Source organism: Streptomyces sp. NPDC048507 (assembly GCF_043199995.1).
Taxonomy (GTDB): Bacteria; Actinomycetota; Actinomycetes; order Streptomycetales; family Streptomycetaceae; genus Streptomyces.
This window is the reverse complement of the sequence record NZ_JBICWZ010000024.1, coordinates 1-22,694: the sequence shown is the minus strand read 5'-3', so window position 1 is coordinate 22,694 and position 22,694 is coordinate 1. Positions and strand designations below refer to the sequence as shown.

The 22,694-nt window shown below is 74.6% G+C and carries 21 protein-coding genes and 1 pseudogene; 13 read left to right on the top strand and 9 right to left on the bottom strand.

All coding sequences use genetic code 11. The features are described from left to right. Window positions 1-53 precede the first annotated feature (53 nt). The 4 genes from ACGFXC_RS34735 to ACGFXC_RS34720 all read left to right on the top strand — a co-directional run bounded on the left by ACGFXC_RS34735 (window position 54) and on the right by ACGFXC_RS34720 (window position 3,942). Complete coding sequence (locus ACGFXC_RS34735; RefSeq protein ID WP_393718900.1) at window positions 54-554, top strand: MarR family transcriptional regulator; 501 nt, start codon at window positions 54-56, stop codon at window positions 552-554. A gap of 225 nt (window positions 555-779) precedes the next feature. Further along, window positions 780-2,438 (top strand): PP2C family protein-serine/threonine phosphatase, encoded by a 1,659-nt coding sequence (locus ACGFXC_RS34730; RefSeq protein ID WP_393718899.1) that lies wholly within the window; start codon window positions 780-782, stop codon window positions 2,436-2,438. Further along, a complete protein-coding gene (locus tag ACGFXC_RS34725) occupies window positions 2,435-3,553 on the top strand; it encodes a B12-binding domain-containing protein (RefSeq protein WP_393718898.1) in 1,119 nt (372 codons plus the stop codon). The genes ACGFXC_RS34730 and ACGFXC_RS34725 overlap by 4 nt, the downstream gene beginning before the upstream one ends. Further along, a complete protein-coding gene (locus ACGFXC_RS34720) occupies window positions 3,550-3,942 on the top strand; it encodes an STAS domain-containing protein (RefSeq protein ID WP_393718897.1) in 393 nt (130 codons plus the stop codon). Before ACGFXC_RS34725 ends, ACGFXC_RS34720 begins: the two co-directional genes overlap by 4 nt. A gap of 45 nt (window positions 3,943-3,987) precedes the next feature. On the opposite strand, the pseudogene ACGFXC_RS34715 reads toward ACGFXC_RS34720, so the two are convergent. Then, window positions 3,988-4,588: pseudogene (locus ACGFXC_RS34715) on the bottom strand (enoyl-[acyl-carrier-protein] reductase FabV); the annotation flags it as partial. A gap of 87 nt (window positions 4,589-4,675) precedes the next feature. After that, the gene (locus ACGFXC_RS34710) at window positions 4,676-5,293 is read right to left on the bottom strand and encodes a TetR/AcrR family transcriptional regulator (protein ID WP_393718896.1); all 618 of its coding nucleotides are present in this window, start codon (window positions 5,291-5,293) and stop codon (window positions 4,676-4,678) included. Between the two features lie 180 nt (window positions 5,294-5,473). On the opposite strand from ACGFXC_RS34710, the gene ACGFXC_RS34705 reads away from it, so the two are divergent. Then, window positions 5,474-6,934 carry an MFS transporter gene (locus tag ACGFXC_RS34705; RefSeq protein ID WP_393718895.1) on the top strand — a complete coding sequence of 487 codons (1,461 nt, stop codon included), beginning with the start codon at window positions 5,474-5,476 and terminating at the stop codon, window positions 6,932-6,934. Window positions 6,935-6,964: 30 nt separating this feature from the next. On the opposite strand, the gene ACGFXC_RS34700 is transcribed toward ACGFXC_RS34705, so the two are convergent. Next, window positions 6,965-8,230, bottom strand: coding sequence for a PP2C family protein-serine/threonine phosphatase (locus ACGFXC_RS34700; protein WP_393718894.1), 1,266 nt, complete (start codon window positions 8,228-8,230; stop codon window positions 6,965-6,967). A 171-nt stretch (window positions 8,231-8,401) separates the two neighbouring features. On the opposite strand from ACGFXC_RS34700, the gene ACGFXC_RS34695 reads away from it, so the two are divergent. Together ACGFXC_RS34695 and ACGFXC_RS34690 are read left to right on the top strand one after the other, a co-directional pair. Further along, window positions 8,402-9,181 (top strand): alpha/beta fold hydrolase, encoded by a 780-nt coding sequence (locus tag ACGFXC_RS34695; protein WP_393718893.1) that lies wholly within the window; start codon window positions 8,402-8,404, stop codon window positions 9,179-9,181. A gap of 115 nt (window positions 9,182-9,296) precedes the next feature. Beyond that, on the top strand, window positions 9,297-9,653 hold the full coding sequence (locus tag ACGFXC_RS34690) for a PRC-barrel domain containing protein (protein ID WP_393718892.1): 357 nt from the start codon (window positions 9,297-9,299) through the stop codon (window positions 9,651-9,653). A gap of 160 nt (window positions 9,654-9,813) precedes the next feature. On the opposite strand, the gene ACGFXC_RS34685 is transcribed toward ACGFXC_RS34690, so the two are convergent. Beyond that, window positions 9,814-10,878 (bottom strand): alkene reductase, encoded by a 1,065-nt coding sequence (locus ACGFXC_RS34685; RefSeq protein WP_393718891.1) that lies wholly within the window; start codon window positions 10,876-10,878, stop codon window positions 9,814-9,816. Window positions 10,879-11,062: 184 nt separating this feature from the next. Between ACGFXC_RS34685 and ACGFXC_RS34680 the strand changes: the two genes are divergently transcribed. Then, on the top strand, window positions 11,063-11,614 hold the full coding sequence (locus ACGFXC_RS34680; RefSeq protein ID WP_393718890.1) for a MarR family winged helix-turn-helix transcriptional regulator: 552 nt from the start codon (window positions 11,063-11,065) through the stop codon (window positions 11,612-11,614). On the opposite strand, the gene ACGFXC_RS34675 is transcribed toward ACGFXC_RS34680, so the two are convergent. Then, window positions 11,584-12,453, bottom strand: a complete 870-nt coding sequence (locus ACGFXC_RS34675) for a LysR substrate-binding domain-containing protein (RefSeq protein ID WP_393718889.1) — start codon at window positions 12,451-12,453, stop codon at window positions 11,584-11,586. The two genes, ACGFXC_RS34680 and ACGFXC_RS34675, sit on opposite strands and share 31 nt — an antisense overlap. 80 nt (window positions 12,454-12,533) lie before the next feature. On the opposite strand from ACGFXC_RS34675, the gene ACGFXC_RS34670 reads away from it, so the two are divergent. Then, the gene (locus tag ACGFXC_RS34670; RefSeq protein ID WP_393718888.1) at window positions 12,534-13,484 is read left to right on the top strand and encodes an MBL fold metallo-hydrolase; all 951 of its coding nucleotides are present in this window, start codon (window positions 12,534-12,536) and stop codon (window positions 13,482-13,484) included. Window positions 13,485-13,536: 52 nt separating this feature from the next. Here ACGFXC_RS34670 and ACGFXC_RS34665 read toward each other — a convergent pair whose 3' ends face one another. Together ACGFXC_RS34665 and ACGFXC_RS34660 are read right to left on the bottom strand one after the other, a co-directional pair. After that, window positions 13,537-14,922, bottom strand: coding sequence for a sensor histidine kinase (locus tag ACGFXC_RS34665; protein WP_393718887.1), 1,386 nt, complete (start codon window positions 14,920-14,922; stop codon window positions 13,537-13,539). Then, a complete protein-coding gene (locus ACGFXC_RS34660; protein WP_393718886.1) occupies window positions 14,919-15,620 on the bottom strand; it encodes a response regulator transcription factor in 702 nt (233 codons plus the stop codon). The genes ACGFXC_RS34665 and ACGFXC_RS34660 overlap by 4 nt, the downstream gene beginning before the upstream one ends. A 72-nt stretch (window positions 15,621-15,692) precedes the next feature. Between ACGFXC_RS34660 and ACGFXC_RS34655 the strand changes: the two genes are divergently transcribed. Then, window positions 15,693-16,871: a glycosyltransferase gene (locus ACGFXC_RS34655; protein ID WP_393718885.1), complete on the top strand. Its 1,179-nt coding sequence runs from the start codon at window positions 15,693-15,695 to the stop codon at window positions 16,869-16,871. Continuing rightward, entirely contained in the window at window positions 16,868-17,917 is a 1,050-nt protein-coding gene (locus ACGFXC_RS34650) for an SDR family NAD(P)-dependent oxidoreductase (protein WP_393718884.1), read from the top strand. The genes ACGFXC_RS34655 and ACGFXC_RS34650 overlap by 4 nt, the downstream gene beginning before the upstream one ends. A 299-nt stretch (window positions 17,918-18,216) precedes the next feature. Here the strand turns inward: ACGFXC_RS34650 and ACGFXC_RS34645 are convergent, their stop codons facing one another. Continuing rightward, window positions 18,217-19,677 (bottom strand): catalase, encoded by a 1,461-nt coding sequence (locus tag ACGFXC_RS34645; protein ID WP_393718883.1) that lies wholly within the window; start codon window positions 19,675-19,677, stop codon window positions 18,217-18,219. A gap of 323 nt (window positions 19,678-20,000) precedes the next feature. Between ACGFXC_RS34645 and ACGFXC_RS34640 the strand changes: the two genes are divergently transcribed. Then, window positions 20,001-21,272, top strand: coding sequence for an RICIN domain-containing protein (locus ACGFXC_RS34640; protein ID WP_393718882.1), 1,272 nt, complete (start codon window positions 20,001-20,003; stop codon window positions 21,270-21,272). 51 nt (window positions 21,273-21,323) lie between these two features. After that, window positions 21,324-21,767, top strand: coding sequence for a peptidase inhibitor family I36 protein (locus ACGFXC_RS34635; RefSeq protein ID WP_393718881.1), 444 nt, complete (start codon window positions 21,324-21,326; stop codon window positions 21,765-21,767). 137 nt (window positions 21,768-21,904) lie between these two features. Here ACGFXC_RS34635 and ACGFXC_RS34630 read toward each other — a convergent pair whose 3' ends face one another. Further along, on the bottom strand, window positions 21,905-22,360 hold the full coding sequence (locus ACGFXC_RS34630) for a CAP domain-containing protein (RefSeq protein WP_393718880.1): 456 nt from the start codon (window positions 22,358-22,360) through the stop codon (window positions 21,905-21,907). Between the last annotated feature and the right edge of the window lie 334 nt (window positions 22,361-22,694).

Genomic DNA, 22,694 nt, shown 5'->3' with positions numbered 1-22,694 from the left:
AGCCGCCGGTCCGTCGGGGAGCGGCGGCTCGTACATCCGGTAGGGAGTGTCACATGAGTCAGCGGCCGGTCGACCCCGCCCGGCCCGGGACGGCGGCGGTGGCGGAGGTGAGCGACATGATCGAGCTGCTGGAGGTCGTCTGGGAGCGCGGCCGCGACACCGTCTGCGCCCCACCGGTCTCCTCGGCCCAGGCCCGGGTCCTGTTCCTGATCGACGGGAACGACGGGATGAACCTCGGCACGCTCGGCAGGCTGCTGGGAGCCGCTCCGCCGTCGGTCACCCGGCTGTGCGACCGCCTCCAGGCCGTGGGGTTCCTCGAACGGCAGCCCGGGCTCGACGACCGCCGCGAGATCCGGCTGGGGCTGACCCACGCGGGCCGGGCCTACCTGGCGCAGCTGCGGGCCCGCAGGGAGGCGGCGCTGACGGAGGCGATGGCCGCCATGCCCGCCGCCTCGCGGGCGGCCCTGGCCGTGGGCCTGGCCGACTTCTGCGCGGCGGTCGCGCGGCCGCTGAGACTGCCGGCCCCGGAGGGGCTGACGTCCCGTACCGCCTGACCGGAAGGCGTCGTGAGGGACCGTCATCCGCCCGGACGCACGCCAGTACGGGCTGTCGCGACGACGGGTGAGGCGGCCCCGGTCGCGCCGGGCGGGATTGCGCCCGCCGTGCCCGATGATGGATAGTTGCCGAGGGGAAACTATTTTGCCGTCCGAAGTGAAGAGGTGAGGGGCCCGCACTGCGAGTCCTTGTCTATGGCCAGTTCCCCAGGGCGATCCGCCCCGATGAGCCGAAGCGTCACAGGACTTGCGTGCGCCACCGCCCCCTGCCCCGTCCTCGTGGTCGATCCCGAGGGGACCCTGTCCCTGGTGAACCAGGCCGCGGCCGTCCTCTTTCCCGGGGCGCGGATCGGCGCCGAACTCAGTGCCGCGGTGCCCCGCTGGATCACCACCGCCCACCGCCTGTTCAAGACCGGCGGCCCGCTCCCGGGCTCCGCCCCGCCCGCCGCCCCGGCCGACGGGGCCGTCGGCGACCGCAGTTTCGCGGCGCACCCGACCACCCTGGACCACGGCGACGTCGCCTGGTGGTTCATCGACGACACCGAACGCCGCACCGCCGCCGAGGCGCTGGCCGTCGAACGCGGCCGGACCCGCTTCCTGGGCCTGGCGTCCAACGCGCTGCTGTCCTCCCTCAACACCGACCGGTGCATGGCCGTGACCGCACAGCTCGCGGCGGAACACCTCGCCGACGGAGCCGTCGTGATCGGCCCGGCCGCGGGCCGCACCCACGCCGTCGTCACCTGCCGCCGGGGCGCGGAAGCCCGGGCCGCCCGGCTGGCTGTCGACCCCTCGGAACTGCCCGGCCTGGCCGAGGCCCTCCAGGGCTTCCCGCCCCTGCCCTCCCGCTGGGTCGATCCGGCTCTGGCACCGTCCTGGGTGGTCCCGGACGGCTTCGGCACCGTCGGCTCGATGGTCGTCACCCCGCTGCCCGGCCCCGGAGTGGCCGCCGGAGCCCTCGTCCTGCTGCGCCACGGCGGCACGTCTGCCTTCGACGAGAACGAAGAGGTCTTCGCCCGGCTGTTCGCCGCCCGGGCGGGCGCCGCGATGTCCGCCGCGCGCCTCTACGCCGAACAGACCTCGATCACCGAGACCCTCATGCGTGACCTGCTGCCGCCCGTGCTCCACCACATCGACGGGATCGAATTCGCCGGGGGCTACCGGCCCTCCGGCGACGGGCACCGGATCGGCGGCGACTTCTACGACGTCCACCCGGCCCCGCCCCCGGACGCGGACGCCGGCGAAGCGGGCGGCGGCGAGACCCTCGTCGTCCTCGGGGACGTCTGCGGCAAGGGGCTCGACGCCGCCGTACTGACGGGCAAGATCCGCAACACCCTCCAGGCCCTGCTGCCCATGGCGTCCGACCACCGGCGGATGCTCCGCCTCCTCAACGGCGCCCTGCTCAACTCGCACCACGCCCGCTTCGCCACCCTCGTACTGGCCTCCGCCGCCCGCCACGACGGCAAGGTCACGCTCCGGCTGACCAGCGCCGGCCACCCGCAGCCCCTGATCGTCCGCGGCGACGGCACGGTGGAGGAGGTACCGACCCGCGGCACGCTCGTCGGGGCGCTGCCCGAGGTGGAGGCCGTGACGCTGAGCGCGGAACTCGCCCCGGGCGAGACCTGCGTGCTGTTCACCGACGGCTTCACCGAGGCCAAGGGCGGCCCGCTCGGCGGCGAACTGTTCGGCGAGGGCCGGATGAGGCGGGCCCTGTCCGCGTGCGCCGGCATGCCCGCCGAAGCGATCGTGGAACGCATGCAGATGCTGGCCGCCCAGTGGATCGGCGGCGGCCGCCACGACGACATGGCCCTCGTCGCCATCACCGCGCCGCGGACCAACCACCTCAGCGCGGTCGGCGGGCACGGCCGGGGGAGGTACACGGCATGAGCCCGTCACTCCCGTACCCCGAGGGCGGCGCCGCCGCCCGGGAGGCCGGGCCGCGGGAGTGGGCGGACCGCCTGTGGGACGCGGTCCTCGCCCAGGACGAGACGGCCGCCCGGGACACCGTCATCGCCGCCGCCGAGAGCGTCGGCACGGAGAGCGCCCTGCTGGACGTCATCGGGGCGGTGCAGCGCCGGGTCGGCACGGAATGGGCGGCCGACCGCATCAGCGTGGCCCAGGAACACGCGGCGACGACCATCAACGACCGCTCCGTCTCCGCCCTCGTCCGCCACCCCCGCGCACAGCCCCCGCCGGGGCCGCGAGCCGGGCACGTGACCGTCGCCTGCGTGGACGGGGAGTGGCACGGCCTGCCCGCCAGGCTGCTGACCGAGGTCCTGCGGCTGCGCGGCTGGGAGGTCGACCACCTCGGCACCCTGGTCCCGCCCCCGCGCCTCGTCGCGCACCTGCACCGCACCGGCCCCGCCGCGGTCGCCCTCTCCGGCTCCCTCGCCACCCGGCTCCCGGCGGCCCACGCGACCATCGCCGCCTGCCGGGCGGCCGGGGTCCCCGTCTTCGCGGGGGGTCCGGCCTTCGGCCGGGACGGCCGCTACGCGCGGATGCTCGGCGCCGACGCCTGGGCGCCCGATGCCCGCTCCGCCGCCGACCGGCTGGCCGCGGGCCCGCTGCCCCGCCCGCGTCCGGGGGACGAACCCGCCGACGACCTGCCCCACCTGCGCGACCAGGAATTCACCCTGGTCGCCCGGTCCGCCCCGCAACTGGTCAAGGCCGTCGTGACCGGCCTCACCGAGCTCCTGCCCGCCCTTCGCGCGTACACCGAGTGGCAGCTCCAGCAGACGGCGCAGGACATCGCCCACGTCGTCGAATTCCTCGGCGCCGCCCTCTACGTGGACGACGCGGAACTCTTCACCGGCTTCATGGGCTGGACCACCGACATCCTCACCGCCCGTCACGTCCCCGCGAACGTGCTGCTCCCGACCCTGGACCTGCTCGGCGCCGAGCTCGGGGACTTTCCCCGGGCGACCCGGCTGATCCGCCAAGGGGCCCGGGAGCTGACCGACCGCACCGCCCCCGACCCTCCGGCTCCGGAAGCACACCGATGACCACCACCCCACCACCCGTGCCGCTGACCCTGACGCCCGCCGCGCCGGACGCGGCGGACGGCCGCGGCGTCACCCTCGCCCTCGAAGGCGACCTCGACCACGAGACGTACCACCTCCTGCTGGAGGCGGTGGAACGAGAACTCGGTGCGCGTCCGGACGCCCGGCACCTGCGCCTGGACTGCGCCGGTCTGCTCATGTGCGACTCGATGGGCCTGTCGGCGCTGCTGATGGTCAGACGACGCACGAACGCCGCGGGCGTAGCCCTCCACCTCGACGGGCGGCGGCCCCCGCTGGAGCGGCTGCTCACCCTGACCGGCACGCTGGAGCACCTGACCGGAGCTCCCGTCAGGACCGTCCGGGACGATCGCCTCGGCCGCGAGCACCCCTGACGGGCGGGCCGCCCGACGGCCCGTCGTACGGTGGCCGGGCGCGGCTCAGGAAGCCGGAGTCGGCCAGGGCACCTCGGTCTCCACCGGCGCGGTGTAGTCGACGCCGGGGACGGAGAAGCCGTAGAGGCGGCGGACCTCGTCGCCGAACCAGTCGAGGTCGGCGAGAGCGGCGATGCTGTCGCTGGTGGCGCCGCTCCACCGCTCGGCGACCGCGTCCTGCACGGCGGGGTCCAGCTCCCAGGTGTCGAGACGGACCCGGCCCTCCTCGTCGAGGTCGAGGGGCCGGGCGCCCATCAACTTGTCCCACAGCCGCCACCGAGTAGACCAGGAAGTCGAGCCGCCCCCCGAACCGCTCGGTGAGAAGAGCGGCGACCTGCTCCTTCACCGCGTCGCTGAACGCGTCACCGTTGAGGAAGACCATGTCCCGCCCGTGCTGCCGGGCGAGGCGGGCCGTGGCGGCGGTGCGGTACCAGCCGGTCGTACCGGTTCGCCGCCCGGGCGCCTTCTCGAAGCACACGCCGATGCCGCGGATGCCGATACGGGCCAGCCCCGCGATCGTGGCGGCCAGGCCGTACCCGGCGGACGAGCCGATCACCAGAGCCACCGGCCCCTCGCCCCCGGCCGTGACCGGCTCCGGCACCGCCCGCCCGTCCCGGCTTGGAGGGTTTCCCCAGCCCGTCCCTTCCGGCACGGCTGCGGCGGCCGCGGGCCGGCCCGGCGAGCTCCGTGCGGGTCAGGGGCGGTGGCGGGGGAGCAGCGGGGGAGCGGGGTTCGGCAGGGGGCTGGCGGCGGCGGGGCTCAGGCCGTCCAGGACGAGGGTCACGTAGCGCCGCCAGCCGCCGTCGCCCGGGTCCATCGTCCACAGGACGCTCACGAGCATGCCCATGACCCGCTTCAGGTCGTCGGGTACGAGGTCCTCCCGGATGACCCCGGCCTGCTGGCCCCGCGTCACCAGCGGGTCGAGCGCGTCGAAGAAGCGGGCGCCGGCCTCCGACGTCAGGATCCCGGCATTGCGCGCCGCCGTGAGCACGTGGTGCTCGTCCGCCGCCGAGGTGAGGGCGGCCTCGATCACGGCGGTGAGCCCCCGGCGCGGATCCTCGTCGTCGAGGGCGTGGTCGATGACGGGGCGCACCTGCTGGGTGAACTGCTGTTCCATCACCGCCCGCAGCAGGGCCGCCTTGTCCGGGAACCGGCGGAAGAGCGTCGCGATGCCCACCCCGGCCCGCCGGGCGATCTCGTCGAGCGGCGCCTCGGGGCCCTGCTCGGCGTAGACGTCGCGTGCCGCCCGCACGATCTTCTCGACGTTGCGCAAGGCGTCGGCGCGCAGTGGCCTGGGGGTTTCGGTGGGCACGCGCCCAGCCTAACAACCGATGACCGGCCAACAGTTCGAGTTGACACCCCGCGAGCCGTGAAGTGATAGTTGACTACTGAATAGGGTGCGCTCGTCGAGCGGGCCCGTACCAGCCGCCCCGACCCGCCCCACCGCCCCCGGACGGCGGGGCGACCGACCCACGCCCAGAGGGACCTCCCCATGCCTCAGCCGCCCACGGCTCCGCATACCGGCAAAGTGATCGCCACGCTCGCCCTCGCGGGCGTCACCGCCGCCGTCATGCAGACCCTGGTCACCCCGCTCCTGGCCGACCTGCCGAAGCTCCTGCACACCTCCTCCTCCAACTCCGCCTGGGTCGTCACCGCCACGCTCCTCGTCGCGGGCGTGTGCGTCCCCATCAGCGGGCGTCTGGGCGACATGGTCGGCAAGCGCCGCATGCTCCTGGCGTGCGCCGTCCCGCTGATCGTCGGATCGGTGGTGTGCGCGCTCTCGGGCAGCGTCGTCCCGATGATCGTCGGGCGCGGCCTGCAAGGCATCGGCATGGGCATGATCCCCCTCGGGATAGCCCTGCTCCGCGACCTCGTGCCCGCCGAGAAGCTCAGCTCCTCCATCGCCCTGGTCAGCGCCTCCATGGGCATCGGCGGCGGCATCGGCCTCCCGCTCTCCGCGGCGGTCGCGCAGTACGCCGACTGGCGCTTCCTCTTCTGGGGGGCCGCCGCGCTCGCGACGGCCGTCGCCGCCATGATCGTGGCCTTCGTCCCCGACGTCCCGGCCGGCGCCCGGGGCCAGCGCTTCGACTTCACCGGCGCGCTCGGCCTGGCCGCGGGCCTGGTGTGCCTGCTGCTCGCCGTGTCCAAGGGCGCCGACTGGGGCTGGGGTTCGGCCACCACCCTCGCCCTGTTCGCCGGTGCCGTCGTCGTCCTCGGCGCCTGGGGCTGGTTCGAGTGGCGCACCACCCACCCCCTGGTGGACCTGCGCACCACCGTCCGGCCGCGCGTCCTGCTGACGAACCTCGCCTCCGTCTTCATCGGCTTCGGCATGTACGCGAGCATGCTGGTCGTCCCGCAGCTGCTCCAGTATCCCGAGGCCACCGGCTTCGGCCTGGGCCAGTCCATGCTCGCGGCGGGCCTGTGGATGCTGCCCGGCGGCCTGATGATGATGGCCGTGTCCCCGCTCGGGGGCAGGCTCACCAATGCCAGGGGGCCCAAGGTCACGCTGGTCTGCGGCGCCCTCGTCCTGGCCGCGGGCTACGGCGCGGCGCTGCTGCTGGCCGGCACGGCCCCGGGGCTCATGGTCGCCGCCATGATCATGAACAGCGGCGTCGCCCTCGCCTACGGGGCCATGCCGGCCCTGATCATGGGTGCGGTGCCCCTCGCCGAGACCGGCGCCGCGAACGGCTTCAACACGCTCATGCGTTCCCTGGGCACCTCGGTCGGCGCCGCCGTGGTCGGCGTGGTCCTGGCCCACATGACCACCACGGCCGGCGGGTTCACGTTCACCTCGGAGAGCGGCTTCCGCACCGGTCTGCTGCTGGGCGGCTCGCTCGCGCTCGTCTCCGCGACCGTCGCCGCCCTCATCCCCGCCCCGCGCCCGCAGCCGCTCACTCCCCGGGACCCGGCCGGACCGGCGGCGGAATCCGCCCGCGCGGCCGCGGGGACGTAGCCGCCCCCACGGCCGCCGGAGCCGGGCGGGTCACTCCTGAGGGAGGTCCCCTCCGCCCGGTGTCCGCCGCTCGCCCTCGTGCGCGCTCCGTCCCGCGGGGTGCCATTCGGCCATCAGGATGGTCGCGTCGTCCCTGAGGCGCTGTTCCTGGTGGGTGAGGAGGTGCTGGATGAGGCGTCTGAGCGCCTCCGGGGCGGTGTCGCCCGAGGCCGTGGCGCGGATGACGGTGTCGGCCAGGCGCTGTTCGCCGAAGAAGGCACCGTCCGGGGAGCGGGCTTCGGTCACGCCGTCGCTGTAGATCAGCACGCGGTCGCCGGGCTGGAGGCGGACGTGCTGCGGTACGGGCGGCTCCGGCGTGTGGAACCCGAAACCGAGGGGGAGCAGGGCGGGGCGTTCGAGGGCGCCTTGGAGCACGCGGCCGTCCCGGATCAGGAGCGGCGCCGGATGGCCGCAGTTGATCCATGTGAAGTCCCCGTGCAGCGTGTCCAGTTCGGCGATCACCGCGGTCATGAGCCGCTCGGGGATCCACCGCACCAGGGTGCGGTCGATGGTCGCGACCACGTCGGGGAGCGTGCCGCCGGAGAGGCGGGTGGAGCGGTACGCGGCGAGCCCGGCGGCGCTGGCGCCCCCCGAGGCGAGGTCGTGGCCCATCGCGTCGAGCAGTGCCAGGTGCAGCACGCCGTCGGCGAAGCTGTGGTCGAAGGCGTCGCCGCCGATGTCGTACGCCGGTTCCAGGGCCGCCGAGGAGGTGGCCCGGCCGGTGCCGATGGTGCGCGGCGGCAGGAACGCCCACAGCAGCTCGGCCTGCAGGGTCATCGGCCGCGACCGCTCGCGCCGGACGAGGGCGTCGTGGTGCGAGGACTTGGAGACCACCAGCAGCGCGGCCAGGCTCGCCAGCGCCCGGCCCGCCTCCAGCCGTGCACCGTCCGCGCCGGGGACCACGGCCCGCATCACGCCGATCCGCTCGATGCCGTCGACCATCGGGAACCAGACGGTGTCCTCGTCCCGCGCCCGCTGGACGCGCTGGGTCCGGTACGCCAGACCGGCCAGCGACCGGTCGACGTCGAAACCGCCCGGCTCCTCGTCCGCGCGGCCGGGCCCGGCCAGCGGCGCCAGCCGCAGCTGCTGGACGTCGGCCAGGTACAGCCGGGTCCCCGCGAGGCCCAGCCGGTCGCCGGCCCCGGCGATCAGAGCGGGCAGCTCCGCCGCGGACGCGCCGTGGGACTTCTCCAGCACCCGCGCCAGTACGGCCCCCAGCTCGTGCGCCGCGGCGGCGCCCGGCTCCCGAGCCGTCACCGCTGACCCGTACCCACGCGCTCACGAGACACCGCACACCTCGCCTGTTGCCGGCCGACCTGTCCCGCCCATCCTCGCCGCCGCCCTCCCGGGACCCGCGTCCGACACGACGGGCCGCCGCGCCCCGCCACCTCCCGCGGACCGCACGCGGAACGCGGTTAGCATGCGGGCATGGAGACCCGAGCCGGCGGGGTGGTGGTGCACCACGTGGAGCACGGGAGCGGCCGCCCCGTGCTGGTGCTCCACGGCGCAGGCGTCGACCACCGCGAGGCCGAGGCGTGTTTCGAGCCGGCCCTCGGGGGCGTCCCGGGGCTGCGGCGGATCTATCCCGACCTCCCCGGAGCGGGCCGCACCCCCGCACCCGCCGCGCTGCGCTGCGCCGACGACGTCCTCGCCGCGCTGCTCGGCTTCGCCGACGCCGTCACGGGCGGGGACGCGTACCTCCTCGCGGGCCACTCGGCGGGCGCGTACTACGCGGCGGCGATGGCCGCGCGAAACCCGCGCCGCGTCGCCGGTCTGGCGCTCGTCTGTCCGCTGACGCCGAGCCCGCGCGAGGTCCCCGGGCACCGCGTCGTCGCCGGGACGGGGGAGCTGGGCGACGAAGGATTCCGGAGCTACTTCGTGGTCCAGACCCCGGAGATGCTCGACCGCTACGAGCGCCACGTCGCGCCCGCCGCCGCCCTGGAGGACCGGGCGGCGGCCGAGCGGATCGGCGCGCGGTGGAAGCTCACCCCCGACGGCGCACCGCCCTACCCCGGTCCGGCCGTGGTCGTCGCGGGGCGGCTGGACTCGACGGTCGGGTACGCGGCCGCCGTCGACCTCGCGGCCCGGCACCCGCACGCCTCGCTGGCCGTCGCCGACGACGCGGGCCACGCCCTGCCCCACGAGCAGCCGGAACTGCTGCGCGCCCTCCTCATCGAGTGGCTCGCCCGCGTGGAGCGCGCCCGCTGAACCCGTTGGACCCGGAGAACCGGGCCGGGAGCGGTGCGCATGGGCGGCCGCGCGGGGGGCACGTGCGGCTGGGCACGCGTACATCGGGAAGACCGGACACGAGGAGTGATGGATCATGCACGACGACATGTGGGCCTACCGGTCCGGCATCGTCCACCCCACGGGCGAGGACATCACCGGCTACACCGTCGCGGCGGCGGACGGCACGATCGGCAAGGTCGACAAGCACTCGGCCGACGTTTCGGACGCCTACCTCGTCGTCGACACCGGGCCGTGGATCTTCGGGCGGGAGGTGCTGATCCCGGCGGGCACCGTCACCCGGATCGACGAGGCCGCGCACACCGTGCATGTCGACCTGTCGAAGGACCAGGTCAAGGACTCGCCGGAATTCCACCGCGACCGTCACCTGGGTGATCCCGACTACCGGCTCGCGATGTCGGACTACTACGGGGCCACCGGCACCGGACGGTGACGCCCGGCGCCGCCGTGGCGCGGGGGTGGGCACCTGCTCGGAGGGGGAGGGGGCAGGTGCCCACGGGTGGCGGCCGACGGCCGCTCATCGGGCCGGCCGCCCCCTTCCAGCGTAAGCCGGGCTCCCCCGTGCGCCCCGCCGGGCGCGGGACGGCCCCCGGTCAGCGGGCCGGGTAGTCCGTGTAGCCGCGGGCGTCGCCGCCGAAGAAGGTGGCCGGGTCCGGGGCGTTGTACGGGCCCTCGGTACGCAGCCGCCCGGGCAGGTCGGGGTTGGCCAGGAAGAGGGCCCCGAAGGCCAGCAGGTCGGCGAGGCCGTCCTCGATCAGGGGCAGGGCGCGGTGGTCCGTGGGGCCTTCGGTCGCCGGGTTGAGCACCAGCGGGCCGGAGAACTGCTTGCGCAGCGCGAGCGTGGCCTCCCTGGCCCCGGGGCCGTGCTCCATGACGTGCAGGTAGGCCAGCCCGAGCCCGTCGATCTCCTTGACGAGCGCCTCGTAGGCGGGCTGCGGGTCGGGCTCGGAGATGTCGTTGTACGGGTTTCCGGGCGAGACGCGCAGGGCGGTCCGCTCGGCGCCGATCGCGGCGGCCACCGCCTTGACCGCCTCCACCGCGAAGCGGATCCGGTTCTCCACCGGGCCGCCCCACTCGTCGGTGCGCCGGTTCGAGCCGGGGGCCAGGAACTGGTGGATCAGGTAACCGTTGGCCCCGTGCAGTTCCACGCCGTCGAACCCGGCCTCCACCGCGTTGCGGGCGGCCTCGGCGTAGTCCGCAATGGTCTGGCGGACCTCGGCCCCGGTCAGCTCGTGCGGGGTCACGAAGTCCTTCATGCCGTCCCCGGCGAACAGCTGTCCCTGGGGAGCCACCGCCGAGGGGGCCACGGGGACGAGTCCGTCGGGCAGCAGCGAGGGGTGGCCGATCCGGCCGGAGTGCATCAGCTGGGCGAAGATCCGGCCACCGCTCGCGTGCACGGAGTCGGTCACCGCGCGCCAGGACGCGATCTGCTCGGCGGTGTGCAGGCCGGGGGTGAACGGGTAGCCCTGGCCGACGGCGGAGGGCTGGATGCCCTCGCTGATGAGCAGGCCCGCCGAAGCGCGCTGGGTGTAGTACTCGGCCATGAGGGCGGTCGCGACGCCGCCGCCACCCGCCCGGCTGCGGGTCATCGGCGCCAGCGCGATCCGGTTGGACAGCGTGGTGCCGGGGATGCGGACCGGTTCGAAAGCGCTGGTCATGTTCGCCTCGCAAAGTTAGTTGGTCGGCCAATGAGTGGCTGTGGTGTCAGCGTACCGCAATACTTGGCCGACCAATCCAATGCCGGTGCGACGGGTAGGATTCCCCTGACAGAGACCCGGCGGCCCGGCGTGGGCCGCCCCCGCCGGACCCGATCCGCCCACCCCGCCCAGGAGGCGCGCCCCGATGACTGCGGAACCCGTCCAGGAGCAGCGCACCACTCCGGGGTGCGCGATGCCCGGCGCCGTGCTGGACGGCCCGGTGAGCCATGCGATCAGCCGGGTCGCGCGCCTGCACCGGATCGCGGCGGGCCGGGCCCTGCGCGACCTGGGTCTCCACCCGGGGCAGGAGTTCCTGATGATGCACCTGTGGGACAGCGGGGCCGTACGCCAGTCGGAGCTGATCAAGGCGGTCGGTCTCGACCCCTCCACGGTGACGAAGATGCTCCAGCGCCTGGAGCACGCGGGTCACGTGCGCCGCCGCCCCGACCCGGCCGACCGGCGGGCCTCCCTGGTGGAGGCGACGGAGACCAGCTGCGGGCTGCTGGTCGAGGTCCGCCGGGCCTGGGGGGAGCTGGAACGCCAGACCCTCGACGGGCTCGACGCGGCCGAACGCACGGAACTGGCCCGTCTGCTGGGCAAGGTCGAGACCACGCTGTGGACGGAGCTAGCCCGCACCGGCGGGCCGGAGTGCGGGGCCGGGACCGCTCAGGCCGCGTCGCCGCCCGAACGCCGGTAGGCGGCCGCCGCGAGCCGGACGAACGGGGGGATCAGCGGGTTCTGGTCCCCCTCGTTCCACGCCACCACCACCCTGCTCGGCGCCATGCCGGACAGCGGTACCGTGACCAGCCCCCCGGGCACGTCGTGCCCGAGCGGGGTCATGCCGACCGTGCCGTTCCAGAGCACGGCCTGACGGCACTCCTGCACGGCCCGCACCACCGGCCCCTCGCGGCGCTCGCCGCCGCTCCAGTACGCACACCACAGCGGATCGGTGCCCTCGGGGAACCGGAACCAGCGGCGCCCGGCCAGCTCCACCAGCTCCAGGCTCGCGCGCCGGGCCAGCGGATCGTCGGCCCGGAGCACCGCTCCGACCGGGTCGGCGCGCAGCGCGCGCACGCGCAGTCCGTCCTCGTCGAACGGGGCCCGGGTGAGGGCGACGTCGACCGCTCCGGCGCGCAGCCCGCAGGTCGGATCGGTCAGGTCGCCCTCGCGGACCCGGACCTCGCTGCCCGGGTGGCGTTCCCGGTACGCGTCGGCCAGCCGGACGGCGCCCAGATCGGTGCCGTCGCCGAGGAGGCCGACGGTCAGGACGGCGGGCCCGGCCGCCGCGGCCACGCGTGCGCGCACCCGGTCGGCCCGGCCGAGCAGGGCGCGGGCCTCGTCCAGCAGCACCGCGCCGGCGGGAGTGAGGCTCACACCGGCGGGGGAGCGGAGCAGCAGGGTCGCGCCGAGGCCGGCCTCCAGGTGCCTGACCGCCCGGCTCAGCGGGGGCTGGCTCATGTGCAGCCGGGCGGCGGCCCGGCCGAAGTGGAGTTCCTCCGCGACCGCGACGAAGTAACGCAACGTTCGCAGCTCCATGCTGCGACGATACCCGTCCGGTATCGGGGTGTTCCGCATCGGTCCTGGACGGCCGGGGCGCCGGGAGGTGGAATCGGAGCATGAACGAGACACCGCTTCCCGACCCCGCCGTGCAGGTCGCCGGAGCCCGCGAGATCGCCCCCGACGTGCTGGTGATCCCGAACCGCGGGGTCCCGCTGGTCCCCAACATCGGCATCATCGGCGGCGCGTCGGCCGTGCTCGTCGTCGACACGGGCCTGGGCACCGCCAATGCCGAAGAGGTCCTCGCCCTGGCCTCGGAGGTGGCCGCGGGCCGCAGCCTGTACCTGACCACGACGCACTTCCACCCCGAACACGCCTTCGGCGCGCACGCCTTCGCCGGCCGGGCCACGTACATCGCCAACCGCGCCCAGGCGGACGACCTGAGGACGAAGGGAGCCGGCTACCTGGAGATGTTCCGCGGCCTCGGCCGGAGCATCGCCGACCGGCTCGACGACGAGGTCCGCGTACCCACCCCCGACGTGGTCCACGAGGACGGCCACGAGCTGGACCTCGGCGGCCGCACCGTGCGCCTGCGGCCCACCGGCCGGGGCCACACCAAGGGGGACCAGGTGATCGAAGTGCCCGACGCCGGCGTGCTGTTCACCGGGGACCTGGCGGAGACGGGACAGTTCGCGATCTTCCCGTGGTTCCCGCCGCACGACACCGACGTCTCGGGCGTCGGCTGGCTCGCGGTCCTGGAGCGGCTGGCGGCGGACGGCCACCGCCTGGTGGTACCCGGCCACGGCGAGGCCGGCGGCCCCGGGGTGCTCGCCGACGTCCGCGACTACCTGCGCGAGCTGCGCGACGAGACCTGGCTCCGGCGCGACCGCGCCACGGCCGACGAGGAGATCGTGGCCGAAGTCCGGGCACTGCTGACCGGACGGCACCCGGAATGGACCGGTCAGGAGTGGATCGAGAAGGGCGTCGGCTGCCTGTGCGCCGAATACGCCGCCGCACAGCCGGCCGACGCCGGGGACTCGACCCGCTCCACGCTCACGCGCTCCGGATGACCCGCACCGCACGCACCGCACCGTGCGCCGATGCCCCGGGGCGCCCGCCCCCTCAGAAACTCAGCCGCAGCAGCGCCCCTCCGCCCGGCGCCGCCTCGGCCGTCAGCTCGGCACCGTGCGCCCGGGCGATCTGGCGGGCCATCGCCAGGCCCAGCCCGGAGCCCGGCAGGGCGCGGGCGCTCCCGGCCCGGTAGAAGCGGTCGAAGACGTACGGGAGGTCCCCTTCGGCGATCCCCGGACCGTGGTCACGGACGGTCAGTTCCGCCGCCCCGCCCGGCCGGACGGTCAGCTCCACCTCCACGGGCCGGCCGGGCGGACTGAACTTCGCCGCGTTGTCCAGCAGGTTGCCGACGAGCCGGCTGAGCCGGGCGGGCACCCCCTCGACCGTCACCGGAACCGTTCTGACCCGGAACTCCGTGCTGGGCCAGTGCGTCCGGGCGGCCTCCGCGCAGTGGTCCACCAGCGCCCCGAGCCGTACCGGCTCCACCAGCGCCTGCGGCTCCTCGTCGCGGGCCAGCTCGATCAGATCGTTGACCAGGCCCGTCACCTCCCGTAGCTGCCGCCCCAGCGCCAGCGACGCCCGCTCCCGCTGCTGCGGCGTCAGCCGCTCGCCCCTGGCCAGCAGTTCGGCGTTGGTGCGCAGGGCGGTGAGCGGGGTGCGCAGTTCGTGCGAGGCGTCGGCCACCAGGCGCCGCTGGGCGGTGACCGACTGCTCCAGCTCCCCGAGCATGGTGTTGAAGCTCCGGGCCAGCCGGGTGATCTCGTCCTCCCGGCCGGGCGGCGGCAGGTCGATGCGGTGGCGCGCGTCGCGGGTGGCGGCGATCCGCTCGGCCGTGGCCGTCAGCCGGGTGACGGGCGCGAGGCCGGTCCGCGACACCCAGTACCCGAGGACGGCCGCCAGCAGCACCCCGGCGGCGGCCGTCACCGCGAGCCAGCGGGCGGCCCTGTCGATGCCGAGCTCCACGGTGTCGGAGCGCAGGGCGACCTGGAGGGCCCGGCCCTTGAGGAAGTCCGTGGTGAGCATCCGGGCCGGATGGCCCTCGACGACGATGTCGGTGTAGAACGGGGCCAGTTTCCGCCCGGCGACCAGCCGGGTCTGCGGTGCCACCGGCATCGTGTACGCGTGCTCGCCGCCCTTGGGGTCCGCGCCCGGATCGGCGGGCACGATCTGCACGCAGGCGGGCGCCGCCAGGTACTGGCACGACCAGGAGGCCGTCCCCGGCGGCGCGTTCCCGTACTCCTCGGCGGCCCGCCGGGCCGCCTCCGTCAGGCTCAGGTCCAGCTGCCCGTACAGCGCGGCCCGGCCCTGGAGGAAGGCCGCGCCGCAGACGCCGACCGCGACGAAGGCCACCGCCGCGGTGACGGCGATCGCGAGGCGGGTGCGCAGCGGCCGGCGCCGCCGCCACGGAGCCAGGCGTCTCCTGGACCCCCGGGTCACCGCACGTCCAGCCGGTAGCCCACCCCGTGGACGGTGTGCACCAGCCGTGGCTCCCCGCCCGCCTCCAGCTTCCGGCGCAGGTAGCCGACGTAGACGGCGAGGGAATTGGAATCCGGCCCGAAGTCGCGGCCCCAGACCAGCTCCAGGATCAGCTCGCGCGTCAGGACCTGCCCGGGGTGGCGCAGCAGCAGCTCCAGCAGCGCCGCCTCGGTCCGGCTGAACTCCACCGCACGCTCCCCGCGCCGCCCGGTCCGCGTCAGCGGGTCCAGCACGAGGTCGGCGTAGCCGAGGGAGACCGGCCCCGCGTCCGCCGGATCCGGCGCGGCCCGGCGCAGCAGGGCCCGCACCCGGGCGACGAGCTCGTCCAGGGCGAAGGGCTTCACGAGGTAGTCGTCGGCGCCGGCCTCCAGCCCGTCGACCCGTTCGCTGACCGAGTCCAGCGCGGTCAGGACGAGCACGGGCGTACGGTCGCCGACCGCGCGCAGCTGACGGCAGACCCCCAGCCCGTCCAGCACCGGCATCATCACGTCCAGGACCAGGGCATCCGGTTCCCACGCCGCCACCTCGGACAGCGCCGACAGGCCGTCGGCGGCCCCCCGCACCTCGTACCCCTCGACGGAGAGCCCGTCCTGCACGGCGGCCCGCACCTCGGGCTCGTCGTCGACCACCAAAATCCGGTACCTGCTCGCGGAACTCATGGACAAAGCCTGCCAAACCCCGGTTCCGGAACTCTTAGAACCCTCTTAGGGCACACCGGCAGGGTGCTCGCCATGACCTCCCCACACCTCTCCGTAGTCATCGGCGCGGGCGGCACCGGCGGCCACATCTATCCCGGACTGGCACTCGCCGAAGCGCTGCGCACGGCCGTGCCCGGCGCCGAGATCTCCTTCGTCGGCACCGAACGGGGCCTGGAGACCGAACTGATCCCGGCCGCCGGATACCCCCTGCACACCGTCGACATGATCCCCTTCGACCCGGCCCTGGGAGCCAGGCGCTACCTGCTGCCCGCCGCGCTGCTGCGGTCGGCCGGGCAGGCCAAGTCCGTCATCCGGGCCCAGGGCGCACAGGTCGTCGTCGGCATGGGCGGCTACCCGAGCGCGCCCGCCGTGCTCGGTGCCCGGCTGGCGGGGCTGCCCGCGGTCATCCACGAGTCCAACGCGGTCCCCGGCCGCGCCAACCGGTTCGCGGCCCGGCTCACCCCGCACGTCGCGGTCGCCTTCGACCGCACCCGCCCCCACCTCGCGGGCGGCGAGCGGGCCCTGACCACCGGGATGCCGATATCGGCCGCCCTCTCGCTCCTCGCGGCCCGGCCCCCCGCGGAGCGGGCCGCGCTGCGCGCCGAGGCCCGCCGGGCCCTGGGGGTGCCGCACGGGCGCAGGCTGGTCGTCTTCAACGGCGGCAGCCTCGGCGCCCTGCGGCTGACCGGGGCCGCCGTCGCGCTGGCCGCGCTGTGGCAGGACCGCCGGGACGTGCACCTGCTGATCAAGACGGGTCCGGCCGCGCTCTCCGGCGCGGTGGCGGACCTCGCCGAACGGGGCGGGCAGCTGATCGCCCGCGCAGTGCCCTACCTGGACCGGATGGACCTCGTGTACGCGGCCGCCGACCTGGTGGTGTGCCGGGCCGGTTCGGCGACGGTGGCGGAGCTCGCCGCGACCGGGGTCCCGGCCGTGCTCGTGCCGTACCCGCACGCCCCCGGGGACCACCAGACCCACAACGCCCGGGTGCTGTCCGACGCGGGCGCCGGGCTGCTGCTGCCCGACGGGGAGACCGGCGCCGCGGCCCTGGCCGCCCGGATCGGCCCGCTGCTGGCCGACCCGGCCCGCCTCGCGTCGATGGCCGGCGCCGCCGACCCCGGCCCGCACGCGCGGGCCGCCCAACTGCTGGCCGCGTACGTCCTGAACGTGGCCGGCCTGCCCACCACCCCCCTCCCGAGCCTGGAGCGCCTGTGAACACCGCCGCGAATCCGACCGTTACCACCGCTGCCGCGCCCGTCCCGGCGGCGGACCCCTGGGCCGGCCGTACCGTCCTCGTCACCGGCGCCGAGGGCTTCATCGGCTCCACGCTGGTGGACCTCCTCGCCGCCCGGGGCGCACGGGTCCGCGCCCTGGTGCACTACAAGCCGTACGCGGAGAAGGGCCACCTGGCCGGGCACCTCGCCGCGCCGGACGGCCCGGTGGAGATGTGGGCCGGTGACGTCCGCGACCCGGGCCGGATCGACGACGCCGTCGCGGGCTGCGACACCGTCTTCCACCTGGCGGCGCTGATCGGCATCCCGTACAGCTACACCTCGCCGGGCGCCTACGTCCAGACCAACGTCACCGGGACGCAGCACGTCGCCGACGCCTGCCGGCGCCACGGGGTCCGCCGCCTCGTGCACACCTCCACCAGCGAGGTATACGGGAGCGCCCTGAGCGTCCCGATCTCGGAGAGCCACCCGCTCCAGCCGCAGTCCCCGTACTCCGCGTCGAAGATCGGCGCCGACATGCTGGCGCTCTCCTTCCACCACGCCTTCGAGCTGCCGGTGACGGTGGTGCGGCCGTTCAACACCTACGGACCCCGCCAGTCGGCCCGCGCCGTCATCCCCGCGATCCTGGCGCAGCTCCACTCCGGCTCCCGCGAGATACGCCTGGGGTCCCTGACGCCGACGCGGGACTTCACCTACGTCACGGACACGGCGGAGGGCTTCCTCGCGGTGGCCGCGTGCGACCGGGCCCTCGGCGAGGTCGTCAACCTGGGCACGGGCCGGGAGATCTCGGTCGGCGACCTGGCCCGGGAGCTCATCGCGGCCTCCGGCCGGGACGCGGAGGTGGTCGAGGACCCGTCCCGGCTGCGCCCCTCGGGCAGCGAGGTCCACCGGCTCCTCTCGGACAACTCCCGGGCCCGGGAATGGGCGGGCTGGAGCCCGAAGGTCTCCCTGGCCGAGGGCCTGGGCCACACCTCGCGGTGGGTCGCCGAGAACCTCTCCCGGTTCGCCCCCGACCGCTACCAGGTCTGACGCCGGGCCCCCGGGTGCCGCCCGCGCCCGCCCGGCCCCGGTGCGGCATCCGGGCGGCGCGGCCGGTCCCCGGGCCCTCTAGCCGGCCGCGCGGCGGCGGTCCGCCGGGGCGCGGCGCGGCACGTGCGCCTGTCCGGCCCGGCGGGGGCGCGGCCCGTGCAGCACCGCCTCCAGCACCGACCGCTGGAAGGCGGGCAGGGCGGGCCCGACCCGCGCGCTGAGCTCCGGTAAACGGATCCTCTGGCTCCTTGTCATGCACCGCCCTTGCCCCGGCCGAGCCCGGCCACGCACCGGGCGGCTCAGAAGTGCGCGGCGATCTTGTCACCCACGGCCGGGTCCACGTTGCGCCAGTACTGCAGGGCCCGCTCCAGCACCGGGGTGCTGACGCCGTCCGCCAGGTGCCCGGCGACGTTCGACACCAGCCGCTCGCGCGCCGCGTCGTCCATCACCTCGCGCACCAGGGTGCCCGGCTGGCCCCAGTCGTCGTCCTGGGCGCGCAGGGCGTAGGCCTCCCGGACCATCTCGCCCGCCGAGGCCCAGCCGACGGGTCCGCCGGAGCGCGCGGCGTCGGCCGCGGGACCGCCGTAGGAGTTGGGCGCGTACGGACGGGCCGCCGTCGAGGGCTCGAACCGCATGGCACCGTCCTTCGCGTACGAGGACACGAGCGAGCGCGCCCGGTTCGGCGGGAGCTGGCTGTAGTTGGCCCCGATCCGGTAGCGGTGCGAGTCCGGGTACGAGAACAGCCGGCCCAGCAGCATCTTGTCCGGCGAGGGGCCGATGCCCGGGACGAGGTTCGAGGGCTCGAAGGCGGACTGCTCGATGTGGACGAAGTAGTCCGCCGGGTTCTTGTCCAGGGTCATCCGGCCGACCTCGATCAGCGGGTAGTCGCCCTGCGGCCACACCTTGGTGAGGTCGAACGGGTTGAACCGGTAGCCGGGCGCGTCCTCGTACGGCATCACCTGCACGTACAGGGTCCAGCTCGGCGCCTCGCCGCCCGCGATCGAGTCGAAGAGGTCGCGGCGGTGGTGATCGGGGTCCTCGCCCGCGATCCGGTCGGCGTCCGCCTGGGTGAGGAAGTCGATGCCCTGGTCGGTCTTGAAGTGGTACTTCACCCAGAACTTCTCGCCGCCCGCGTTGATCCACAGGTAGGTGTGGGAGCCGTAGCCGTTCATGTGGCGGTAACTCTTCGGGATGCCCCGGTCGCCCATCAGCCAGGTCACCTGGTGCGCCGATTCGGGGGAGAGCGTCCAGAAGTCCCACTGCATGTCGTGGTCGCGCAGCCCGTTGTCGGGCCGCCGCTTCTGTGAGCGGATGAAGTCCTGGAACTTGATCGGGTCGCGTACGAAGAAGACCGGGGTGTTGTTGCCGACCAGGTCGTAGTTGCCGTGCTCGGTGTAGAACTTCAGGGCGAAACCGCGGGGGTCGCGCCAGGTGTCGGGGGAACCCTGCTCGCCGGCGACGGTCGAGAAGCGGGCCAGCATCTCGGTCCGTCGGCCGGGCTGGAAGAGGTCGGCCCGGGTGAACTGGCTGACGTCGTTCGTCACCTGGAAGATGCCGTACGCGCCCGAGCCCTTCGCGTGCACCACCCGTTCGGGGACCCGTTCGCGGTTGAACTGGGCCATCTTCTCGATCAGGTAGTGGTCCTGGAGCAGGATGGGTCCGTCGGATCCGACGGTGAGCGAATGCTCGTCGCTCTCCACCGGGATGCCGACGTTGTCGGTCGTGTGCCGGACCGGGTTCTGCCGTGCGTCCTGCGTCATGGGCGTCCTCTCCTGGAGCGGGATCGGCCTGCCCCCCGGCGGTCGCCGGAAGGTGTCCACCCGCCTACCCAGTCCACGCGGCCCATGCGCGCCGGGCAACCGGAGCCCGCCGGCGCCGCCGCGCGCCGCCGCGCACCGCGCGACGGCCGCGGATGCCGACGTCTTGACGGGGTCGTACCGCGCGCCTTCAATCAAGTAGTGAAGGAAGGGGCGCGGACCGCTCGCCTCCGCGTTCGTTCTCCGACGATGACTTGTCATGCCCATGTTTGCTTGTTCGGATCTTCGCCCCCACGCAGCTCCTCCCCCCACGGCAGAAACGAGTGATGACCGTGCACCCAACCCGGTACCGGCGCGCGCTCTCGTGCGCCCTCGCACTGATGTGCTGGGGCGCGATGGCCGCGCCCGCCACCAGTGCCGCCGAGCCCGCCCCCGCCTCCGCCGCACGGGCCGAGGCGGCCGTGACCTTCTCCGACGACTTCGACGGACCGGCCGGAGCCGCCGTCGACACCGGCAAGTGGCAGACCGAGACCGGCGACAACGTCAGCAACCACGAACGGCAGTACTACACGGCGGGCAACCGCAACGCCGCGCTCGACGGTCAGGGCCACCTCGTCATCACCGCCCGCCGGGAGGACCCCGCCGGCTACGCCTGCTGGTACGGCCGCTGCGAGTACACCTCGGCCCGCCTGAACACCGCGGGCCGCTTCACACAGGCGTACGGGCACGTCGAGGCACGGGCCAAGGTGCCGCGGGGCCAGGGCATGTGGCCCGCCTTCTGGATGCTCGGCAGTGACATCGGCCAGGTCGGCTGGCCCGCCTCGGGCGAGATCGACGTGATGGAGAACGTCGGTTTCGAACCGTCGACCGTACACGGCACCCTGCACGGGCCCGGCTACTCCGGGGCCGGCGGAATCGGTGCGGCGTACTCGCTCCCCGGCGGCCAGGCCTTCGCCGACGCCTTCCACACCTTCGCCGTCGACTGGGCCCCCGACTCCGTCTCCTGGTCCGTCGACGGAGTCGTCTACCAGCGGCGGACCCCCGCCGACCTCGGCGGGCGCGCCTGGGCCTTCAACAAGCCGTTCTTCCTGATCCTGAACCTCGCGGTCGGCGGCTACTGGCCGGGGGACCCGGACGGCAGCACGGCCTTCCCCCAGCAGCTGGTCGTCGACCACGTCCGGGTGACCTCGTACGACAGCGCCCCCGGCGGCCGGACCGGCCAGATCAGCGGGTCGGCCGGCAAGTGCGTCGACGTGGCCGGGGCGAACCCGGCGAACGGCACCCCCGTCCAGCTCTACGACTGCAACGGCACCGGCGCCCAGCGCTGGACCCTCGGCTCCGACGGGACGGTACGGGCCCTCGGCAAGTGCCTCGACGTCACCAGCGGCGGCACCGCCGACGGCACCCCGGTCCAGCTCTACGACTGCAACGGGACAGCTGCCCAGCGCTGGGCGGTCTCCGGCGCCCGCGACATCGTGAACCCGCAGGCGGACAAGTGCCTCGACGCCACGGGCGGCGGCTCCGCCAACGGCACCCGGCTGCAGCTGTGGACCTGCACCGGCGCCCCCCAGCAGAAGTGGACGGTGCCGACGGGCTGATCAGCAGCCCCGCCGGGTGCGATCTTCCCGGCGGGGGAGTGGGATGGAGACATGGAGCGCTTTCCCACCGGCCGCCGCGTCGGCGCCCTCGGCGCGGCGTGCCTCGCCCTCGCCCTCGGCACCGCCCTCGCCCCCGCGGCCGCCGGGGCGGCGCCGGAAGGACCCGCGGTCAGGGAAGAGCGCTGCGCGCCGGGGTGGGTCTGCGGCTGGACCGGTCCCGCGTACACGGGCGTGGTGAGCCTGGCGGCGCAGGACGTGCCGCGATTTCCGGAGACGACGGCCTACGTCGGGTTCAACGACGCGGCGTCGGTGTGGAACGGAGCCGCCGGCGGGCGGGACGGCGGTGCGACCCCCGGCCGGTGCGTCACCGTGTACAACGCGCCCGGCTACGCGGGCCGCGGCCTGACCCTGGCCCCCGGGCGGGGTGTCGCACACCTCCCGGCGTCCTTCGGCCACGTCCACTCCGCCCGCTTCCACGGCTGCCGGCCCTCCTGAGCGCCGCGCACACGCGACGGGGCGGCGGTCCCGTGGCCGGGTCACGGACCACGGAAGCGCCACCCCGAAGGAGCGGAGGAGGCGAGCGGACGGGGCGGGGTGGCCGCGGGCCGCCCCGGCACCGGTGCGCCGCCCGTTCAGTCGGTGAAGACCTGGACGATGCGGTCGCCCGAGACGGCGACCCCGGTCTTGGTGTAGTTGCAGTTCTTGATGTTCGGCGCGTGGAAGCCGCTCTTGAGCCAGCCGTCGACGTGCACCTTCTCGTCGCCCGAACCCCAGGCGATGTTCTCGGCGGACGCGTTGAAGGTGGCCCCGGCCTTGCGCAGCCGGTCCTGGACGGAGGAACCGTCCGAGCCCGTGTGGCTGGTGGTCGTGTCGTTGGCGTACTCCTGCGCCGCCGCCTGCACCTTGGGGTCGATGGTGAGCGGCTGGCACCCCGCCGCCTGACGGGCCTGGTTGATGAGTTCGAGGATCTTGTTGGGGTCGTTCGCGAGCGGCAGCACGGCGCGCGTGCCGGCCGTGGCGGATGCCGCGCCGGCCGTTGCCGCACCGATGGCGCCGGTGAGTACCAGCAGCGACGAAGCACACGCCACGGTGCACCCACGCCGTATACGAGCGGATCGGGAAACCATGGAATCACCTTCCCTCTCGAGGAGAAGCGACAGCCGATGAGCCGCCGCCGGCCCCCACCCCTCGCCGATTCTCCGCCGCACCCCCCGCAGCCGCATCTCCCCGGGACGAACCCCCAGGTGGGAGGGGGCGACGCGGCCGCCGCCGGGGGCGGACGGACGGCCCGGCGACCGGCCCGGCCAGGGGGTGTCAGGGCGGAGCGGCCCGCTCACTGCGGGTGAGATCCGGGGGCGTTCCCGGTGAGGCGGCCCACAGGACCCACGTCACATACGAACCGGGACCGTAGACCGCTCACCC